Here is a 17,009-nt window from a genome sequence, read left to right on the forward strand (position 1 = left end):
ATGTGAATGGAAGGCTGTTTATGCTGTACTTAAAAAAACAAAACCTCCCCAAAAACCACCAACACTTCATGAGATGATTATTATGATAGCCAAATTAGGTGGCTTCCTTGCCAGAAAATCAGATGGTTTTCCCGGGCCAAAGGTTATGTGGCAAGGCTTACAGCGTATGCGTGATTTTTCCATGGCTTGGATAACTTTCCATGCCATGGATGAAAATTGAACAAATAGATAATAGTTGTGTATAACGCAATGTCCTGACGGTCGCGGCTCGGTTTCCGTGCTTTCGCAGATACTTCATCGTGCACCGGAAACCGAGCCGCGACCGTAAGGAAGCGGAAGTTTTGTTGCGGCACAGAGCATGATTTAGCATTGGTGTAGAACATAAACCAAGTTGTGATCAAGAGACAGCTGCTTGTCCGAGGGAGCCAGGGGTTCAGAGCGGAAACACTGTTCCTGCCAGCATAACTGTTCCGCTTCCTTACGGTCGCGGCTCGGTTTCCGTGCTTTCGCAGATACTTCATCATGCACCGGAAACCGAGCCGCGACCGTCAGGAAGCGGAAGTTTTGTTGCGGCACAGAGCACGATTTAGCATTGGTGTAGAGCATAAACCAAGAAGTAATCTAGAGACAGCTGCAAGCAGACCGGGCTACAAAAACAGCTTACTTAGTGTCATTTCAGTCTCATTGATTCGATGTATCGAAATTCAATGTTTTTTAATTGATAATTATGTGCACACTGATTATTATATCGTCTCTTTGTTGTATCATCAGGAGTAACAGGTATGTTTAATCTTTGTATTTTTAAAGTCCCGGGAACTGATTATAGTTTAAACATTGATTTAAGAAAGATCAGTCTTAATTTAGCAGGACTAAGTCGGTTAGCACTACCAACTCTTGCATTGACAGGTCAGGCATTTGCCCAACAGACTAATCCAATTATTGATTTTACCACTACAGAAGGTAATCATTTTTCATTAGTGCTTTCTCCGGTTTATGAGGACTTTTCAGATACCATAGTTTTTATGCAAACTGCTTCAAAGGCTTGTGGAATTGATGAGTTCCACTTCCGTCAAAAGTTACCAAATGTGATGCCCTTGTATACTCCTATAGCTGTCAAGGAGCCAGTTTATCCAGAAGTTATTTTCGCTGCTTGTGCTACTGAATTATTGGATCCGAAATTTGTGCAATGTTTTTTGAAAGAGTTTGAGCAATTTCCAAGACCAATGCGATTAACAAATTCAAACGATAAAAGCCTAACAGAAAAACTGACAGTTGATTACGCATTTGTAACCGCAGGGCTTGCGGTGTTGGGTATTTTCGGAACTGCAGTGGCTTGTTTACCTCATCCAAAGACTTCTGAAGATGATACTGAAACAGCCGACATAGAAACGGGACTTAAAAATCAGCGAGCGTGAGCTTCAAGCCCCAAAATTCTAATTTGTAGCCCGGCTTTTTGTAGTTGACTCTTTTGTCCCATGTCTGCGGGATTTTGTAGCTGTAATACTAGATTGGTTCATTGCCATTTCGATCCCGGCTGCAAGCAGACCGGGCTACGGCATTGTGCTACATCCAAAATTCGTCCCTCACTAACAGATCCCCGTCGTCCTGAGCGCGTCTTTTGGCGCGAAGGATCTCCAAATACTGGCACCATGCCGCTTTCAGGAGAGCCTTCGCGCCAAAAGACGCGCTCAGGACGACGTGGATCGGCTACGCTTCGAGTCGTATTTCATTATGTCAGTATTGAATTTGACCATGGATTCATTTTATTATGCATTTCAGACAAAATTAAGGTGTTTAATATGGTCAGCGAAACGGATGAGACTGAATACACAGTAAAAACATTATTTGAAACCATTTGCGAACTCGCAAAAGCAAAAAATGGACAAGCTTTAATGGCGCTGGTTCAACAGGGGTTTTCGCTGAGTTTTTTTCAAAGCGAATGTAATCCTGTTGCCTTTTTAGCAAAACAAGATGATTCCGTATCCGTCGAATTTTTAGTCTCTCATTTTAAAGCAAATCGAAATCATGCCGTTTTGGGTTATGCCATCGGAAAACATGAACATAGAGTAAAACAACAAATCGCACTGGGCGCAAGTAAAATACACGCTTTACAAGGCTACGCAATTGGCGGACATGAAGTAGAGGTCAACCGATTAATAGCTGAGGGTACAGATTATCGTAATGCCCTATTAGGATATGCAATCGGAAAGCATGAACCTCTGCTTCGCCAATTGATAACAACCCCGGACGATCATAATACAAGAATATTTGGTTATGCCAAAGGTGGCCATTTCGATGCAGTAAGTTCAATGATGACTGAAAATAATAGAGAGCTTGCAATATCAGGTTTTGCAACGGGAGGTCATATTAATCAAGTACGCCATCTGTTAAGGATAGGCATAGACGAACAACACGCTGTAAGAGGCTATGCAATAGGTGGGCATAAACATTTTCTTAATGATGTACCAGTACAATATAAAATCAATATTGTTCAAGGTTTTGCAGTAGGTGGCCATGCGGATTTATTGGATGAAGTAATTGGTAGAGTCGAAGACTCAGAGCGCGCTGCAGAGTATTGTGCACAATTCGGACATATCAGTATGGTAAATGGTCTTGCAAAAGATACAATCGCTATCTCTTGTGCTTACCATGGATATGAATCTGTTAATTACCACAATGATATTTTGCACTTGCTGTCATTTACAGATAATCCCAAATTGCGAGGTATGATATTCGAGGGGTACAAGAGGTCACATCCTGATACAGACGATATTTTGCTAAGAAAAGCAACAAAGCTAAGTAATTTTATGAGACAACAGAGCGTTGATTTTGAACTCGCCCCTCAGTTGCTTGCGATAACTCCATCAATGAAGATATGGCTTTTACAAGGCACTCAGCTGGTTCAGAGTAAAAAGTTACCGTCAGAATTGTTTTTTCTTATTACTGCTTTTATGCTAGGTCTTTCTACCTCTCAGACAGAAAAAATTATTGAAACAACTCATGAGAGACTTTTTAGCAGTTGTGCAGAAAAGATTGCAGGCCATCTTAAGCTTGGACTTTTTTCAATGAAACAATATGTAGAACGTCATACGGATGCCCTTGAACATTACAAACAGAGACTTATTTGAGCTGTACCTTGAATATCCTGATTCGTAGCCCGACTTGCTTGCAGATGACTCATTTGTCCCCTGTCTGCGGGATTTCGTAGCTGTAATGCTAGATTGGTTCATTGCCACTTCGATCCCGGCTGCAAGCAGACCGGGCTACAAATTGTGCTATTCCGGAGCAACTTCACCCCGATCTACGTCGTCCTGAGCGCGTCTTTTGGCGCGAAGGATCTCCAAATACTGGCACCATGCCGCTTTCAGGAGATCCTTCGCGCCAAAAGACGCGCTCAGGACGACGTGAATCGGGGAATGGCAAAGATGTGTAGTGCAATCGAGATGCGATATAAAATATACTTATTGTATATTATTTGTTGAATCTATTCCCATGAATTGGTTAAATGTTGAATAATGTGATAAAATATCTTTCTTTTAGATGCTTATGGTAGAACCTCATACCAGAGGTGGCGAAACATGATAAATCAAAAGATATTAGATGCTATCAGAGAACAGGACTGTTTTAAATTACTGAATCTGTTATTAGTCCATACAAAGTTACCTGATGACTTTGATTTGATTGATGAGCATACAGGAAAATCTTTGCTGGTGTTAATTCAGGAATCCTCAATTAACTTTAGTGAACAGTGCCCTGTAGAATATGCTTGGGGCGAAGTAAATGTTACCCCGTTACAAAGTGTTTTTATTGCTGTGCAAAGAGGCGACGCTCCTGATTTTGAATCTCTTCGGTACATTTTAATGTTAGGAGCAAATGTAAATCACCCTATCAATAATCAGGGCGATACTATACTTCATAAACTCATGTCTTTGCCCTCTCATCCCCTGGCTCTTAAGGAATTAATAAGAGCTGGTGGAGATATCTTTAAAAAGAATAATCAAGGTAAAACACCCCTTGATTTAGCGGATGAAATTACTTCTAAATATCTTTTAGAAACATACAATCAAAATAATCCAAAACATAATGCGGCTATTAAAATTCAGCGCCAATGGCGCTCAAGGAACAAATTAGAGAATAAATCCGTAGCATTAACCCATGAGAGCTTGCCTTTGTTTCCCAAACGTCCCTTAAGGTCTAACCCTCCTGATGTAAAAAAAATGAAATTATGGATTGAAAAACATAAAGAAGAAGATAAAAAAACAGCAGAGGAAGTAAGTCATTCGATTCAACATATTACTTTTGAACATTTTTTGTTTGGTTTAAAGATGGCGGTTAAGAAATTTAATCTATATCTTCATTCTTTACCGGAAGACAAAAGGAATTATGTTTTACTCGTTGATAGCCGTAAAGATAAAAGCGGGCCATGGGTAACCAAATTAGCCCAACAATTTTTACTGTTTCCACCGAGTGTTATTATAAATACAGCAGACCCAGGAAAATTTATTCCCACAATGGATTTAAATCATATCGTACTTTTTGATGATGCAAGCTACTCAGGCAATCTTCTGTATAAACTGCAAGATAGTTACTATACTTCGTTTTTAGCCAAATACAGAAAGTATATGAATCTTCAATTTCACCTTATTGTTCCTTTTACCACTGAACGTGCGCGCGAACGCTTTAAAGAGTTCCCAACGCTTTTACATACCCAGGAAACTATCCCCAGCTTTAAAGTTAAAAATACATTCTTTAAAGGGGAAACAGCAACTTATTTTGATCATAAAATACCGGTTGATTTATCCTCAATTGAATGTATTGAAAATGGTAAATTAATCACAGGGGAGAGCAGTGGAGTAGTTTTTGTTGAACCAATGATTCCACCTTATAAATTGTAATGGTTCGAAAGCGCTCAGGACAACGCAGATCTGGGAAGGGCAAAGATGTGTAGTGCAACTGTGGTGAGGATTAAATTAAAATTCCTTTCAAACTCAAGACTTAAAGACCATAGGAAAACCTTGATTACGCTATCGCTGCATCAAGGCTACGCTTATTTTAAATAAACCCTCTTAAGTGATTCACATTCAGATCGTCTGCTTGTTTTAGGCTTAGTGTAAGCTCATCTATCTGAGCAGTCAGCGTTGGAATCTGCTTCAACAATGTTTCTTGTTCCTCTATCTGATGCTTCATGTTTCCTGTTTGTTGATCTAAAGGGAATATAACTGTTGTCTGTATTGCATTAAGAGATGCTACTGCCTCTTGGTATTCTGGCTGTGTTGCTAAAAAAGCTTCTTTCTGCTGCTTCATCTGTTGATTGTGTTGTCTCTGCTCGATTTTTAAGTTGCTTAGAGTGGTTGCCAGTTGCTGCAGTTCTTGATGCAGGTCAGTTTGATAATTTGGATAGGTGGTTTTGAATTGGGCGCAGTTCAATTTCTATTTATTTGTATGCTTATTTGAATCCTGGCAGGATTGTAGCCCGGTCTGCTCGCAGCCGGGATTGAAGTGGCACTATCCCGGCTGCAAGCAGACTGGGCTACGGCTGGCTGACCCGTCTACATCCCGATCCCCGTCGTCCTGAGCGCGTCTTTTTGCGCGAAGGATCTCCAAATACTGGCACCATGCTGCTTTCAGGAGATCCTTCGCGCAAAAAGACGCGCTCAGGACGACGTAGATCGGAGTAGTACAATGATGAGTAATGTGTAGAAGAAGCAGTTGCTTGCAGCCGGGATAGTGCCACTTCGATCCCGGCTGCGAGCAGACCGGGCTACGGTTCTGTGCAAGTGCTATTCTTTGTAAAAACTATGGCTTATGCTTGGGTGGTATGGTATTTCCAACTATCTTGGGTATAATCGTTTAAATGAAGTGTGTTGTAATGAGCTAAGCTCGTTATGGCATGAATCACTTAATGGTTACTAATGGCTAAATTTAATCATCAACGTTTTTACGCCTGGCTGTTTATAGTGCCACAACTTTTCGTCACCGTGGTGTTTTTTATTTGGCCGGCATGTAGTGCCTTGTTGCAGTCTTTTTTCTATACCGATGCCTTTGGTTTACATCAGCATTTTGCGGGATTGAGCAACTTTTTTGATCTGTTTTTTGACCCTGCCTACAGTAAAGCAGTAGGGGTTACTTTTGTCATTGCCATCAGTGTGACCCTGATTACCATGAGTCTTGGTTTGTTAATGGCAACCTTGGTCAATAACCGCAGCAGAAGCCAGGGCGTGTATAAATCATTACTTATCTGGCCATATGCCATAGCTCCTGCCGTAGCCGCGATACTCTGGCGTTTTTTATGTCATCCGACGCTGGGATGGATGACGCATTTTCTCCAGTCATTTGGTATCCATTTCGATTACGTCAATAATGCAGGACAAGCCATGATGGTGGTCATTCTCACCGCAAGCTGGCAGCAATTCAGTTATAATTTTCTATTTTATTTTGCAGCCCTAAGAGCAGTACCCCAGACCTTGATTGACGCTGCAATCATTGATGGGGCTAGCCCATGGCAACGATTCTGGCAAATCATTTTTCCTTTATTATCGCCAACTACCTTTTTCCTGTTACTGATGAATTTAATTTATGGTTTCTTTGATACCTTTGGAATAATTCAGGTGATGACGCATGGTGGCCCTGGAAACAGTACCACCAATTTAATTTACAAGGTGTATGAGGATGGGTTTGAAGGAATGGATTTGGGCAGTTCATCAGCGCAATCGGTATTGCTCATGACCATAGTCATTCTGGTGTCGCTCTTTCAATTCAGATATCTGGAAAAGAAGGTTCATTACGAATGAAAAATGCCAATCGCCTGTTAGCACATGGATTACTGGTATTATTTATCCTGTTTATGCTGCTGCCTTTATATCTTGCTATTGTTGCTGCCAGTAATGAGGGGGCTGCTATGATGCAGTCCCAGCTTCCTTTGCTGCCTGGCTCTTCCTTTTTTAAAAACCTCAACTCAGTATTAAACGATGGTTTGGCGGTTACGGGCGGCGAGCCAATTACGGTCATGCTGATCAACAGCTTAATTATGGCCTTGGCCATCACTTTGGGCAAAATCATTTTGGCCTTAAGTTCGGCCTTTGCTTTGGTTTATTTTGATTTCCCTTTTAAAAAAATCTGTTTTGCACTTATTTTTGCAACGATGATGTTGCCTGTTGAGGTGAGAATAGTTCCTACCTTTCAGGTGATTGCTTCTTTTGGTCTTTTAAATTCATTTTCCGGATTAAGCCTGCCCTTATTAGCCTCAGCTACCGGAACCTTTTTATTTCGTCAGTTTTTTAAAACCATTCCCAAAGAGTTGGTTGATGCAGCAAAACTCGATGGTGCCGGACCTGTACGTTTCTTTTTTGATATCGTATTGCCTTTATCTCGTACGCAGATTTCAGCCTTGTTTGTGATCTTGTTTGTATACGGCTGGAATCAGTATTTATGGCCTTTGGTGATTACCACTGAAACTAAAATGGCGACTATAGTAATGGGAATTCGTTATCTGGCTGGAGTAGCAGATCAGGTTCCTGAGTGGCATTATATTATGACTGTGGCATTGATTGCATTGGTACCGCCTTGCATGGTGGTGATGCTGATGCAGCGATGGTTTGAAAAAGGATTAAAATAAGTATGGCTACCGTTGATTTGATTGACGTATCAAAACAGGTTGGTTCAACCTCCATTTTGGATAAAGTCAGTGTCAGCATTAAAAAGGGCGAATTTATGGTGGTGGTGGGCCCATCCGGCTGCGGCAAGTCTACTTTGCTGCGCTTGATTGCAGGGCTTGACGAGCTTAGTTCTGGAAAAATACTCATTAATAATCAATGTGTTAATGATATTCCTGCGGCTAAAAGAGACATGGCCATGGTGTTCCAGAACTATGCTCTGTACCCCCACATGACCGTTTTTGACAATATGGCGTATGGATTAAAAATGCGCGGTTTTAACAAGACTGACATCTTTAAGCGCGTTACAGATGCCGCAAAATTACTGCAGTTAACCCCTTATCTGGAACGAAAGCCACAAGCATTATCGGGCGGACAAAGACAACGTGTTGCTATGGGGCGGGCTATGGTGCGTTCACCCGCAGTTTTTTTATTTGACGAACCTCTATCCAATCTGGATGCCAAATTACGCACAGAAATGCGCCATGAAATCAAACGTTTGCACCAGCAATTTAATACCACCAGCCTGTATGTAACTCATGATCAGACTGAAGCCATGACTATGGCGGAACGAGTCCTTATTCTTAATCAGGGTGTAGTAGAGCAGGTGGGGACTCCTCAGGAGCTCTATCTGAATCCTGCCACTCGTTTTGTTGCCGGATTTACTGGCCATTATCCGATTAACTTTATCTCGGGAAGTTTGAATAAGGGGGCGCAAAGCATTCAAACCAGCCTGGGCGTGGACTACCCTGTTCCTGATTGGGCAGCACCTGTTGATGATGGTGATGAACTTATTCTGGCAGTGCGGCCTGAACACGTCCAGCTTTCTTCGGAAAAGAAAGAAGCCTCCATAGAGTTACAGGTTGAGTTTATAGATGATATGGGGGCTGACAAACTGATTCAGGCCAGATGTGTCAGGAATGGTGAGCGAATGAATATGAGAGTTCCTGCTGATGCCCCATTACCGAGTGGACAACTGTATGTGGAACTACCTAAAATGAAGTTACATGTGTTTCATCAAAAATCAGGCAAACGTATTGGAGAATGGCGTGGCTAAAGGAAAAAACAGATTAAAACCGATTGATGCTCCGGCTTATTCCTACTGGCAGGCATTGTATATGTCTTTTTATTCGCGCTTCCTTTACGTGGATGTAGGCAAGCGATGGAAGGGAATAGGCCTTGTATACCTTTTGCTCTTAGTTGCTGTGACTTCCATACCTTTTGCGCTTAAAATGAGTTCTGATTTTAATAAATCATTCAATGAACAATTAATTGAACCTTTGCTCCAGGTACCAACCATTTACATACAGGATGGTGAGGTCAAATTTGATAAACCTATGCCTTATTTTATTAAAAACGATAAGGGACAAGACGTTATCATTATTGATACTACAGGCGCGATAAATGAAATTACTGATGCCTATCCTCATCTGAATATCCTGATCAATAAAGACGTTATTTATTTTAAACTGCCCACTCCTCAGGTAATGGGGCTAGGCGATGAGCAGATTAATAAAGGTGTCTCTATAGTGCAACCTTTGGCAAAAGGTGCCAACATGGTTTTTGATGGGAAAAAGATTGTTCAGGATAATGCCATTTCCGGATTAAAATATGTCTCACAATTGATGATATATCCTTTAGTAGTCTGCATTTTATTTTCCATCTATGCGATTATCTTGCTGGTTGCAGCATTTTTAGGGCAAGTATTTTCCCGCATCTTTTTTTCATTCCCACTTAGCTTTAAAAATTCTGCGCGATTATTGATGGTGGCATCCACTCCAATGCAGACGGCATTAATTATTTTCCTTACCCTGAATTTAATATTCCCTGGTTTTGGATTTATCCTCTTACTTTTAATAGTGGCTTATTATTGCTTTGCGATTTATTCCTTGCGTGCTGAAAGCAGGCATATGGTGAATCAATGAGGGAGTTAATCCATTTTGCCCATGGCAATGGCTTTCCATCCCTTTGTTACAAACAATTGCTAGATCAATTGGAGAGTCGCTTCGATTATTGTTACATAGACAGAATAGGCCATAACCCGGCCTATCCTGTCAGTGAAAACTGGCATAATCTGGTCACAGAGGTAATTGACAGTATTCAAAGACAGGCTCATCAACCGGTTATTGCCGTAGGCCATTCATTGGGCGGTGTTTTAAGTTTACTTGCGGCTATTGAGCAACCGCAGTTATTTAAGGCAGTCATATTGCTGGATTCTCCGCTTATAGGACCGGTTAAATCCAGTATGGTTCGCTTGGCAAAAGCTTTGGGAATTATAGATCGGGTGACCCCTGCGTTCAGAACTCGAGGACGGAGGCGGCATTGGCAAACTCGCGAGCAGTTATTAGATTATTTAAAAACGCGGGATTTATTTAAACGCTTTAGTGACGAATGTTTGGATGATTATATCCAGTATGGTCTGGAGCTTGGAGACGATGGGTATTACTTGCGTTTTGATCGCCATATTGAATATCAGATTTACCGGACTATTCCTCATGTCATACCAAATTATCAGGGGAAATTACAGGTACCGGCTGCTTTGATCTATGGTGACAAAAGTTCTGTGGTTGATAGAATGGATATACGTTACATGCGTAACCGATTTAACATAAGGAGTTTTAAAACCAGGGGAACCCATTTATTTCCAATGGAGCACCCAAAGGCTGTAGGGAAGCAAGTTATTGATGTGATAGATGCTATAATTTAATGATGATCCCATAAATAAGGAGAGCGCTGTGTTACATGCCATTTTAATACTTGCAGCAATAGGAGCGGCAGGAATCTTGCTAACCCGTCAGGCGTCAATATCTGTATGGGCTATAAGTTTTGCATTGTTTATGGGACTGGTAATGCATTACGGTTCTCCCGGGATCTTTGCCCAGATTGTTTTATGGACTACAGAACTGATTTTAATCATGGGGGCGATTAAACCCTTGAGAAGGGCATTATTATCCAGACATCTGTTCAACATTGTGCGCAAGGCCATGCCTGCCATGTCCAGCACCGAAAGAGAAGCATTAGAAGCGGGAACGGTCAGTTGGGAAGGGGATTTGTTTAGCGGTGCACCCAATTTTTCAACATTAAGAAGTGCACCTGCTGTTCAGTTAACTGCTGAAGAACAAGAATTTTTAGATGGTCCAGTGAACACGCTCTGTTCTATGCTCGATGATTGGGACATTACCCATAATCGTACTGATTTACCTCCCGAAGTATGGCAATTTATTAAAGACAATCGTTTTCTGGGAATGATTATTCCCAAGCGTTATGGCGGTCTTGAATTTTCAGCCACAGCGCAAATGTCGGTTCTGGTGAAAGTGTATGGTCGTTCTGTTACCGCAGCTACTACTATTTCCGTGCCTAACTCTCTGGGCCCAGGTGAGCTATTACTCAAATACGGAACTGAAGAGCAAAAGAATTATTATTTGCCACGACTGGCTGATGGACGCGAAGTGCCATGTTTTGCATTAACAGGACCCAATGCGGGTTCTGATGCTGCATCCATTCCCGATGAAGGGATAGTATGCCGTCAGGAATTTAATGGCGAGGAAGTATTGGGTGTTCGTTTGAATTGGGACAAACGCTACATTACCTTATGCCCGGTTGCTACAGTAATTGGCCTGGCATTCAGAATGTTTGATCCGGATAATTTATTAGGTAAAGGTGAAGATGTGGGTATCAGTTGTGCCTTGATACCAGCAACAACTCCAGGCGTGATTAAAGGACGCAGGCATTTTCCTTTGAATACAGGCTTTATGAATGGTCCAACTCAGGGTAAGGATGTTTTTATTCCTATGGATTATTTAATCGGCGGCGCGGTCATGGCTGGCCAGGGTTGGCGCATGCTTATGGAATGTTTGAGTGCTGGCCGTGCGATTTCTTTACCTTCAAGCGCCAGTGGCGGTGCTCAGGCAGTGGCTTTAGCTTCAGGAGCTTATGCCCGAATTCGTAAACAGTTCAATCAGCCCATTGGTAAGTTTGAGGGCATAGAGGAACCTTTGGCACGTATCGCAGCGAACACATATATTATTGACGCAGCTCTTACTATGGCGGCTGCGGCTATTGACCATGGTGCAAAACCTTCAGTGGCCGGTGCGATTTTAAAATATCATACCACTGAGCGTGCCAGATTACTGGCCATGGATGCTATGGACGTACATGGCGGCAAGGGTATTTGTCTTGGACCAAATAATTATTTGGGAAGAGGGTACCAGGGTACGCCTATTGGTATTACGGTAGAGGGTGCTAACATTTTAACTCGCAGTTTAATCATTTTTGGCCAGGGTGCAGTGCGTTGCCATCCTTATGTGTTTAAAGAGCTGGAAAGTGTACGCAATAATGATTTGGATGCTTTTGATGAATCGTTCTTTGCCCATACCGGCTTTATTATCGCTAATTTTACCAAGTCTTTGATTTTTGGCTGGACGGATGCGCGCATGACCAAAGCGCCTGCGAGTTCGTTAAAGCGTTATTACCAACTGGTGCATAAGTACAGCGCAAATTTGGCTTTTCTTGCTGACTTCTCAATGGTTGTAATGGGGGGAGAGTTAAAGCGCCGTGAAAAATTATCTGCCCGTTTGGGGGATATGTTGAGTTGCCTGTACCTGGCCTCTGCTGTATTAAAACGCTTTTATGAAGATGGAGAGCCACAGGCTGATTTGCCTTTGGTTGAGTGGTGTTGCCAACAATTATTGCATGAATGTGAAGTAGCAATGCATGGTGTTATTATCAATTTCCCTGCACGTTGGGCGCGTATTGCTTTACCGTTGATCTTAAAGCCTTTAGGTAATAAGCGACATATTCCTAATGACAGGTTGGGTCATCAATTAGCTAAGATGTTAATCGAGCCTAATGAAACGAGAAATCGTCTGACGCGATTAGTGTATAAAGTGCCAAGTGAGAATTGTCCTTTGGGCAGAACGGAAGAAGCCTTCCTCAAGATTTGTGCCGCTGAAGAAATTGAACGAAAAGTGATGAAGGCGGTGAAAGAGCACAAATTGAAGTCGCTGACTTTCCGTGAACAGATTGCTGAAGCGTTGGCCTGCGACATTTTAACTGCAGCCGAAGCCAAACAAATGGATGAGGCGGAAGCAGCACGGCAAGATGTGATTAAAGTGGATGATTTCGCCGATGATGAATTACGCCGTGCTTCGTCTGGTGGAACAAAATCAAGAAAACACGTATCCGCTAAAGACGATATGGAAACAGAAATTATCTAAGCATGTAGCCCGTATTAGGCGTCAGCCGTAATACGGGACTAGCTTCATTGCCACTTCGATCCCGTATTACGGCTGACGCCTAATACGGGCTACGGATTCTGCCATTAAGTTAAGGAAATTCCGCCGTTCCGCGGCTTGTCCGCGGGACGGCGGAGTAGTGCCAGTGAGCTGTTACGGGCTACGAAACCTCCCTAACCTGACTCCTTGCCTTTGGATTTCAGATTGGTGCTCAATCAGATTTATTCCGGTAAATTAAATATTCAGGTTTCTTTTACTTAGGGGCTCCTTTGTGGGAGCAATCTCTTCATCTTGGAAAAGGGCATATCGGTTGGGTTTATCAATAAACGCAATCCAGTCATCAAATTTTCTAACAGCTTTACGATGTTGTGCTGAATAGCGTAGTTCGCCGCCAAATTCTTCTGAAGCCGCCCAGTATTGCATTCTTTTAGGAATATCTCTGAAACTTGAAAGGAGAGCGGCGGAGGCCAATCCTTCTGCTTCTTCGGGATATTCAGCAGTATATTTTTCAGGTTTTGAAAATGAGGCATAATCGTTCAGTGTTCTAAAAAAGTTCAATTATAACAGGTTGAGCAATAAATAGCACTATTTGAATGTTTTCGTAAAGCTCCACGTCGTCCTGAGCGCGTCTTTTGGCGCGAAGGATCTCCCCAAAGCGGCATGGTGCCACTTCGATCCCGGCTGCAAGCAGACCGGGCTACACATCCTGCCAGCTTTCTGGAGATCCTTCGCGCCAAAAGACGCGCTCAGGACGACGTAGATCGGGGAATGATCTGGAAATATGTTTATCCCGGTTGCAAGCAAGCCGGGTTACGGGGTTGTAGCTCGTACTCGTCTATAAAAAATGAACCACATTCATGAACCAAATCATGTTCATGCGATTGAAAGAAGCTACAGCCTCGCTGCAGGAATGGTTTTGAGAAAGACCTTTCTTTCTGCATAGGTAAAAACGCCTTATGTTCTGTTTGAAACTGATGTACTTGTTCAATCAGGGACAGAAGGTAGTCGTTTCCTTTTGAGCTTTTATTATAATATTTCAAGCGGAGATCAAAGTATGCCAGGAGCTCGGTGATGGAACAATTTTTCATGACTGGATTTTTGGTATTATATAAATGAAGCATCACTTCAATTTCAAATATATAACTGTTCGCTTCTGTATTGCTTATCCTGGCAGCAACATTAAAGGCATGGCCTGTTTCATGGATAATTACCCCTAGTATTTCTATAGTCCTGCGATTTAAAAGTTCGCGCTTTAAGGCTATGGTCTGATTGACAATCCAGTTACTGTGCAGGTGGCCCAACAGCTTAAATGTGTGTTGATTAATAAATATTGCAGGATTTCCATCAACACCTAAAAAGTCATTAGGAGGTTGTACTACATCGACTAAAAGTTCCGGGATGTCTGCACGATTTCCATTGCCTAACCCTGTGTCAGCTATTGACCGGCATTCCTTTATGATCTGTTCTATGTCTTCATTGGTAAGCATGATGCCTCCTAGTCCATTAAGGTCAATAATACTGATAATTTTTCATTGTTACTTAATGATTATTCCGAATAAATATTCACCAGTCAATAATTTTTAAGACCATTATGTGCGTAGCCCGTATTAGGCGACAGCCGTAATACGGGAGTTCGGAGTCCCACATGTCCCGTATTACGGCTGTCGCCTAATACGGGCTACGATTGTGCCAGCCAGGAAAAACTCTTGTTAAGTTTCGATATGTAGCCCGTATTAGGCGATAGCCGTAATACGGGAGTTCGGAGTTTCCATGTCCCGTATTACGGCTATCGCCTAATACGGGCTACGATTGTGCCAGCCAGGAAAAANTTAGGCGATAGCCGTAATACGGGAGTTCGGAGTTTCCATGTCCCGTATTACGGCTATCGCCTAATACGGGCTACGATTGTGCCAGCCAGGAAAAATTCTTGTTAAGTTTCGATGTGTAGCCCGTATTAGGCGACAGCCGTAATACGGGAGTTCGGAGTCCCACATGTCGCTAAAACGGATTAAGAATTTTACGAGAGGCAATTACATGATTTTACTAAAGATAATTTGCGGGATAATTTGTAAATAACCAAGACAGATCGCCTTTTCTATAACTTGCTGTCTGGAAATACAATACATTTTGTCCTTAATGTGATCTATGTAACATTCTACAGTTCTTTTGGATAATTCGGTAAGTTTGGCAATCTCGGCTGAGCTACATCCTTTAATCAGGTAGTACAAACATTCCGTTTGTCGTATAGACAGTTTAATATCCGGATATTCCTGTTTAATAACCATCGAAAACTGACCCTTCTTTATATTCTCAGGATGAATCGACTCCATTAAAGGGGCAAGGTTGATAATACGAGTGCCAGTTAAATCAAGGCTTGTGGAGAAATAACCAATTACATCATTTTCTGCATTTTTTATAGCCATTTTTTCGGTAAGCAATAATTTCATTTCATTATTAGCGTAGGAAAATTGTCCCAGAGTAAGTAAAGGTTCATCTGCGCTCACTGCATCTTTATCTTCTTTGACAAAGGTTTCTGCCAAGTCGATGGCATTGCAGTTTAGTTTGCCATCAGAAATGCCTGAGTTTAAAACATCAACAGGGTTATCAAAACCTAACATGGTTGCAGTTTTCTTATTAATTGCAACATATCGGTGTTGTGTATCTTTAATCACCCCGATTTTATATTCAGGAAAAAAGATTGAGGCAGTCATTTGATTGGTAGCAAGGAACTGTTGATCATAAATCAGCGACATTTTTACACCTGGGCGATTACATTTGGGCTCTAATTATACCAATTCAAATCATGTTGATCAAATATTTATCATTTGCTTTTTGAAAAAATGATTTTCCTGGATTAATAGGTATGGCGATCTATCATAAAATGATTTATCAGGTATGAAGGTAATCAGATGTATTAAAAGAGTGTTTTTAAGCTTCCTCTAAAACATCATCCGGCATGGTAATATTAAGCTCAAGAACAGCGCTATCGCCCATGCGTTCAAGATTAACGCTAACCTGATCGCGGGTAATGTGCACATACTTTGCTATAACTGCAAGAATTTCTTCCTGCAGCTTGGGCAAGTAATCGGGGGTATTACGCTGTGAACGCTCATGAGAAATAATAATTTGCAAACGTTCTTTGGCAACGGAGGCCGTAGAATTTCTTCTACGTAAGTAATTAAAAATACTCATATGGCTACTTCCTCCTTATTTTTGCCGAATAAGCGACGGAGTAATCCTTTGCGCTCGTTACTGATAAAGCGCATTGGTCTCTCTTCTCCAAGGAAACGTGCAATAGCATCCTGATAGGCGATACCTGCATCACTAGCTTCATCTAATATTACTGGAGTACCAGTATTTGACGCTTTAAGTACTGATTTGGATTCCGGAATGACACCAATTAATGGAATTGCTAATATTTCCTTCACATCAGTGACTGATAACATTTCACCACGCTCAACGCGTTCTGGATCATATCGGGTTAATAACAGATGTTCCTGAATTGGCGCTGCATTCTCAATCGCTCTTTTCGTTTTGCTGGACAGTATTCCCAGGATGCGATCAGAGTCACGGACTGAAGAAACTTCAGGATTCGTCACCACAATAGCATGATCAGCAAAATACATTGCCATTAATGCGCCTGTCTCAATACCGGCAGGGGAGTCACAAATGATAAAATCAAAATCTTTTGCCAGTTCATTCAGAGTCTTTTCAACACCTTCGAGTGTTAGAGCATCTTTATCGCGTGTTTGCGATGCGGGCAGAATATAAAGATTAGGCACACGCTTGTCTTTAATGAGCGCCTGATTCAAGGTGGCTTCGCCATTGATGACGTTTACAAAGTCATAAACAACTCTGCGCTCACAACCCATGATGATATCAAGGTTTCTTAAACCAATATCAAAATCTATCACTACAGTCTTATGCCCTAGCATGGCAAGACCTGAAGAAATAGCTGCTGAAGAAGTAGTTTTACCTACTCCGCCTTTACCTGATGTAATTACAATTATTTTAGCCAACGCTGAACCCTTCCCGTTATTCGATTCAACACAATATTTAACCAACAGTGTACACGTGTTTGAATCATGAATTCAAGCAATCAATTCATTAATGCTGTAGAGAA

Annotated in this window: 16 protein-coding genes; 10 read left to right on the forward strand and 6 right to left on the reverse strand. The window is 41.8% G+C overall.

Features of this window, described 5'->3' with window-relative positions:
- The 4 genes from B094_RS15965 to B094_RS0108515 form a co-directional block, all read left to right on the forward strand.
- Positions 1 to 220, forward strand: a 220-nt coding sequence (locus tag B094_RS15965; RefSeq protein ID WP_018577382.1) for an IS4 family transposase, incomplete at its 5' end; no start/stop codon positions are given.
- Between the two features lie 562 nt (positions 221 to 782).
- Entirely contained in the window at positions 783 to 1,415 is a 633-nt protein-coding gene (locus B094_RS0108505; RefSeq protein WP_018577383.1) for a hypothetical protein, read from the forward strand.
- Positions 1,416 to 1,799: 384 nt separating this feature from the next.
- Positions 1,800 to 3,128 carry a hypothetical protein gene (locus B094_RS0108510; RefSeq protein WP_155823755.1) on the forward strand — a complete coding sequence of 443 codons (1,329 nt, stop codon included), beginning with the start codon at positions 1,800 to 1,802 and terminating at the stop codon, positions 3,126 to 3,128.
- 450 nt (positions 3,129 to 3,578) lie between these two features.
- Positions 3,579 to 4,895 (forward strand): ankyrin repeat domain-containing protein, encoded by a 1,317-nt coding sequence (locus tag B094_RS0108515; protein ID WP_018577385.1) that lies wholly within the window; start codon positions 3,579 to 3,581, stop codon positions 4,893 to 4,895.
- 157 nt (positions 4,896 to 5,052) lie between these two features.
- Here the strand turns inward: B094_RS0108515 and B094_RS0108520 are convergent, their stop codons facing one another.
- Entirely contained in the window at positions 5,053 to 5,427 is a 375-nt protein-coding gene (locus B094_RS0108520) for a hypothetical protein (protein WP_018577386.1), read from the reverse strand.
- Positions 5,428 to 5,912: 485 nt separating this feature from the next.
- On the opposite strand from B094_RS0108520, the gene B094_RS0108525 reads away from it, so the two are divergent.
- From B094_RS0108525 to B094_RS0108550, 6 genes are read left to right on the forward strand one after another with little or no spacing between them, the layout of a single operon-like run.
- Positions 5,913 to 6,791 (forward strand): ABC transporter permease subunit, encoded by an 879-nt coding sequence (locus tag B094_RS0108525; RefSeq protein WP_018577387.1) that lies wholly within the window; start codon positions 5,913 to 5,915, stop codon positions 6,789 to 6,791.
- The gene (gene ugpE / locus B094_RS0108530) at positions 6,788 to 7,615 is read left to right on the forward strand and encodes a sn-glycerol-3-phosphate ABC transporter permease UgpE (protein WP_018577388.1); all 828 of its coding nucleotides are present in this window, start codon (positions 6,788 to 6,790) and stop codon (positions 7,613 to 7,615) included. Before B094_RS0108525 ends, ugpE begins: the two co-directional genes overlap by 4 nt.
- A 2-nt stretch (positions 7,616 to 7,617) precedes the next feature.
- A complete protein-coding gene (locus tag B094_RS0108535; RefSeq protein WP_018577389.1) occupies positions 7,618 to 8,709 on the forward strand; it encodes an ABC transporter ATP-binding protein in 1,092 nt (363 codons plus the stop codon).
- The gene (locus B094_RS0108540) at positions 8,660 to 9,577 is read left to right on the forward strand and encodes a DUF1189 family protein (RefSeq protein WP_018577390.1); all 918 of its coding nucleotides are present in this window, start codon (positions 8,660 to 8,662) and stop codon (positions 9,575 to 9,577) included. Before B094_RS0108535 ends, B094_RS0108540 begins: the two co-directional genes overlap by 50 nt.
- Positions 9,574 to 10,359: an alpha/beta fold hydrolase gene (locus B094_RS0108545; RefSeq protein WP_018577391.1), complete on the forward strand. Its 786-nt coding sequence runs from the start codon at positions 9,574 to 9,576 to the stop codon at positions 10,357 to 10,359. Before B094_RS0108540 ends, B094_RS0108545 begins: the two co-directional genes overlap by 4 nt.
- A 28-nt stretch (positions 10,360 to 10,387) precedes the next feature.
- Positions 10,388 to 12,868, forward strand: coding sequence for an acyl-CoA dehydrogenase (locus B094_RS0108550; RefSeq protein WP_018577392.1), 2,481 nt, complete (start codon positions 10,388 to 10,390; stop codon positions 12,866 to 12,868).
- A 252-nt stretch (positions 12,869 to 13,120) separates the two neighbouring features.
- On the opposite strand, the gene B094_RS0108555 is transcribed toward B094_RS0108550, so the two are convergent.
- From B094_RS0108555 to minD, 5 genes are all read right to left on the reverse strand, one after another.
- Positions 13,121 to 13,444 carry a hypothetical protein gene (locus B094_RS0108555; RefSeq protein ID WP_018577393.1) on the reverse strand — a complete coding sequence of 108 codons (324 nt, stop codon included), beginning with the start codon at positions 13,442 to 13,444 and terminating at the stop codon, positions 13,121 to 13,123.
- 227 nt (positions 13,445 to 13,671) lie between these two features.
- Complete coding sequence (locus B094_RS15970; protein ID WP_018577394.1) at positions 13,672 to 14,373, reverse strand: hypothetical protein; 702 nt, start codon at positions 14,371 to 14,373, stop codon at positions 13,672 to 13,674.
- A 543-nt stretch (positions 14,374 to 14,916) separates the two neighbouring features.
- Positions 14,917 to 15,639: a helix-turn-helix transcriptional regulator gene (locus B094_RS16495; RefSeq protein ID WP_018577395.1), complete on the reverse strand. Its 723-nt coding sequence runs from the start codon at positions 15,637 to 15,639 to the stop codon at positions 14,917 to 14,919.
- A gap of 175 nt (positions 15,640 to 15,814) precedes the next feature.
- A complete protein-coding gene (minE, locus tag B094_RS0108570) occupies positions 15,815 to 16,078 on the reverse strand; it encodes a cell division topological specificity factor MinE (RefSeq protein WP_018577396.1) in 264 nt (87 codons plus the stop codon).
- On the reverse strand, positions 16,075 to 16,905 hold the full coding sequence (gene minD / locus B094_RS0108575; protein ID WP_018577397.1) for a septum site-determining protein MinD: 831 nt from the start codon (positions 16,903 to 16,905) through the stop codon (positions 16,075 to 16,077). The genes minE and minD overlap by 4 nt, the downstream gene beginning before the upstream one ends.
- Between the last annotated feature and the right edge of the window lie 104 nt (positions 16,906 to 17,009).

Source organism: Legionella shakespearei DSM 23087 (assembly GCF_000373765.1).
GTDB classification, from domain to species: domain Bacteria; phylum Pseudomonadota; class Gammaproteobacteria; order Legionellales; family Legionellaceae; genus Legionella; species Legionella shakespearei.

Coding starts and splice junctions, on each gene's coding strand:
- B094_RS0108535 (WP_018577389.1), top strand. CDS start 7,618: ATGGCTACCGTTGATTTGATTGACGTATCAAAACAGGTTGGTTCAACC.
- B094_RS0108515 (WP_018577385.1), top strand. CDS start 3,579: ATGATAAATCAAAAGATATTAGATGCTATCAGAGAACAGGACTGTTTT.
- B094_RS0108505 (WP_018577383.1), top strand. CDS start 783: ATGTTTAATCTTTGTATTTTTAAAGTCCCGGGAACTGATTATAGTTTA.
- B094_RS16495 (WP_018577395.1), bottom strand. CDS start 15,639: ATGTCGCTGATTTATGATCAACAGTTCCTTGCTACCAATCAAATGACT.
- B094_RS15970 (WP_018577394.1), bottom strand. CDS start 14,373: ATGCTTACCAATGAAGACATAGAACAGATCATAAAGGAATGCCGGTCA.
- B094_RS0108510 (WP_155823755.1), top strand. CDS start 1,800: ATGGTCAGCGAAACGGATGAGACTGAATACACAGTAAAAACATTATTT.
- ugpE (WP_018577388.1), top strand. CDS start 6,788: ATGAAAAATGCCAATCGCCTGTTAGCACATGGATTACTGGTATTATTT.
- B094_RS0108540 (WP_018577390.1), top strand. CDS start 8,660: ATGTGTTTCATCAAAAATCAGGCAAACGTATTGGAGAATGGCGTGGCT.
- minE (WP_018577396.1), bottom strand. CDS start 16,078: ATGAGTATTTTTAATTACTTACGTAGAAGAAATTCTACGGCCTCCGTT.
- B094_RS0108525 (WP_018577387.1), top strand. CDS start 5,913: ATGGCTAAATTTAATCATCAACGTTTTTACGCCTGGCTGTTTATAGTG.
- B094_RS0108545 (WP_018577391.1), top strand. CDS start 9,574: ATGAGGGAGTTAATCCATTTTGCCCATGGCAATGGCTTTCCATCCCTT.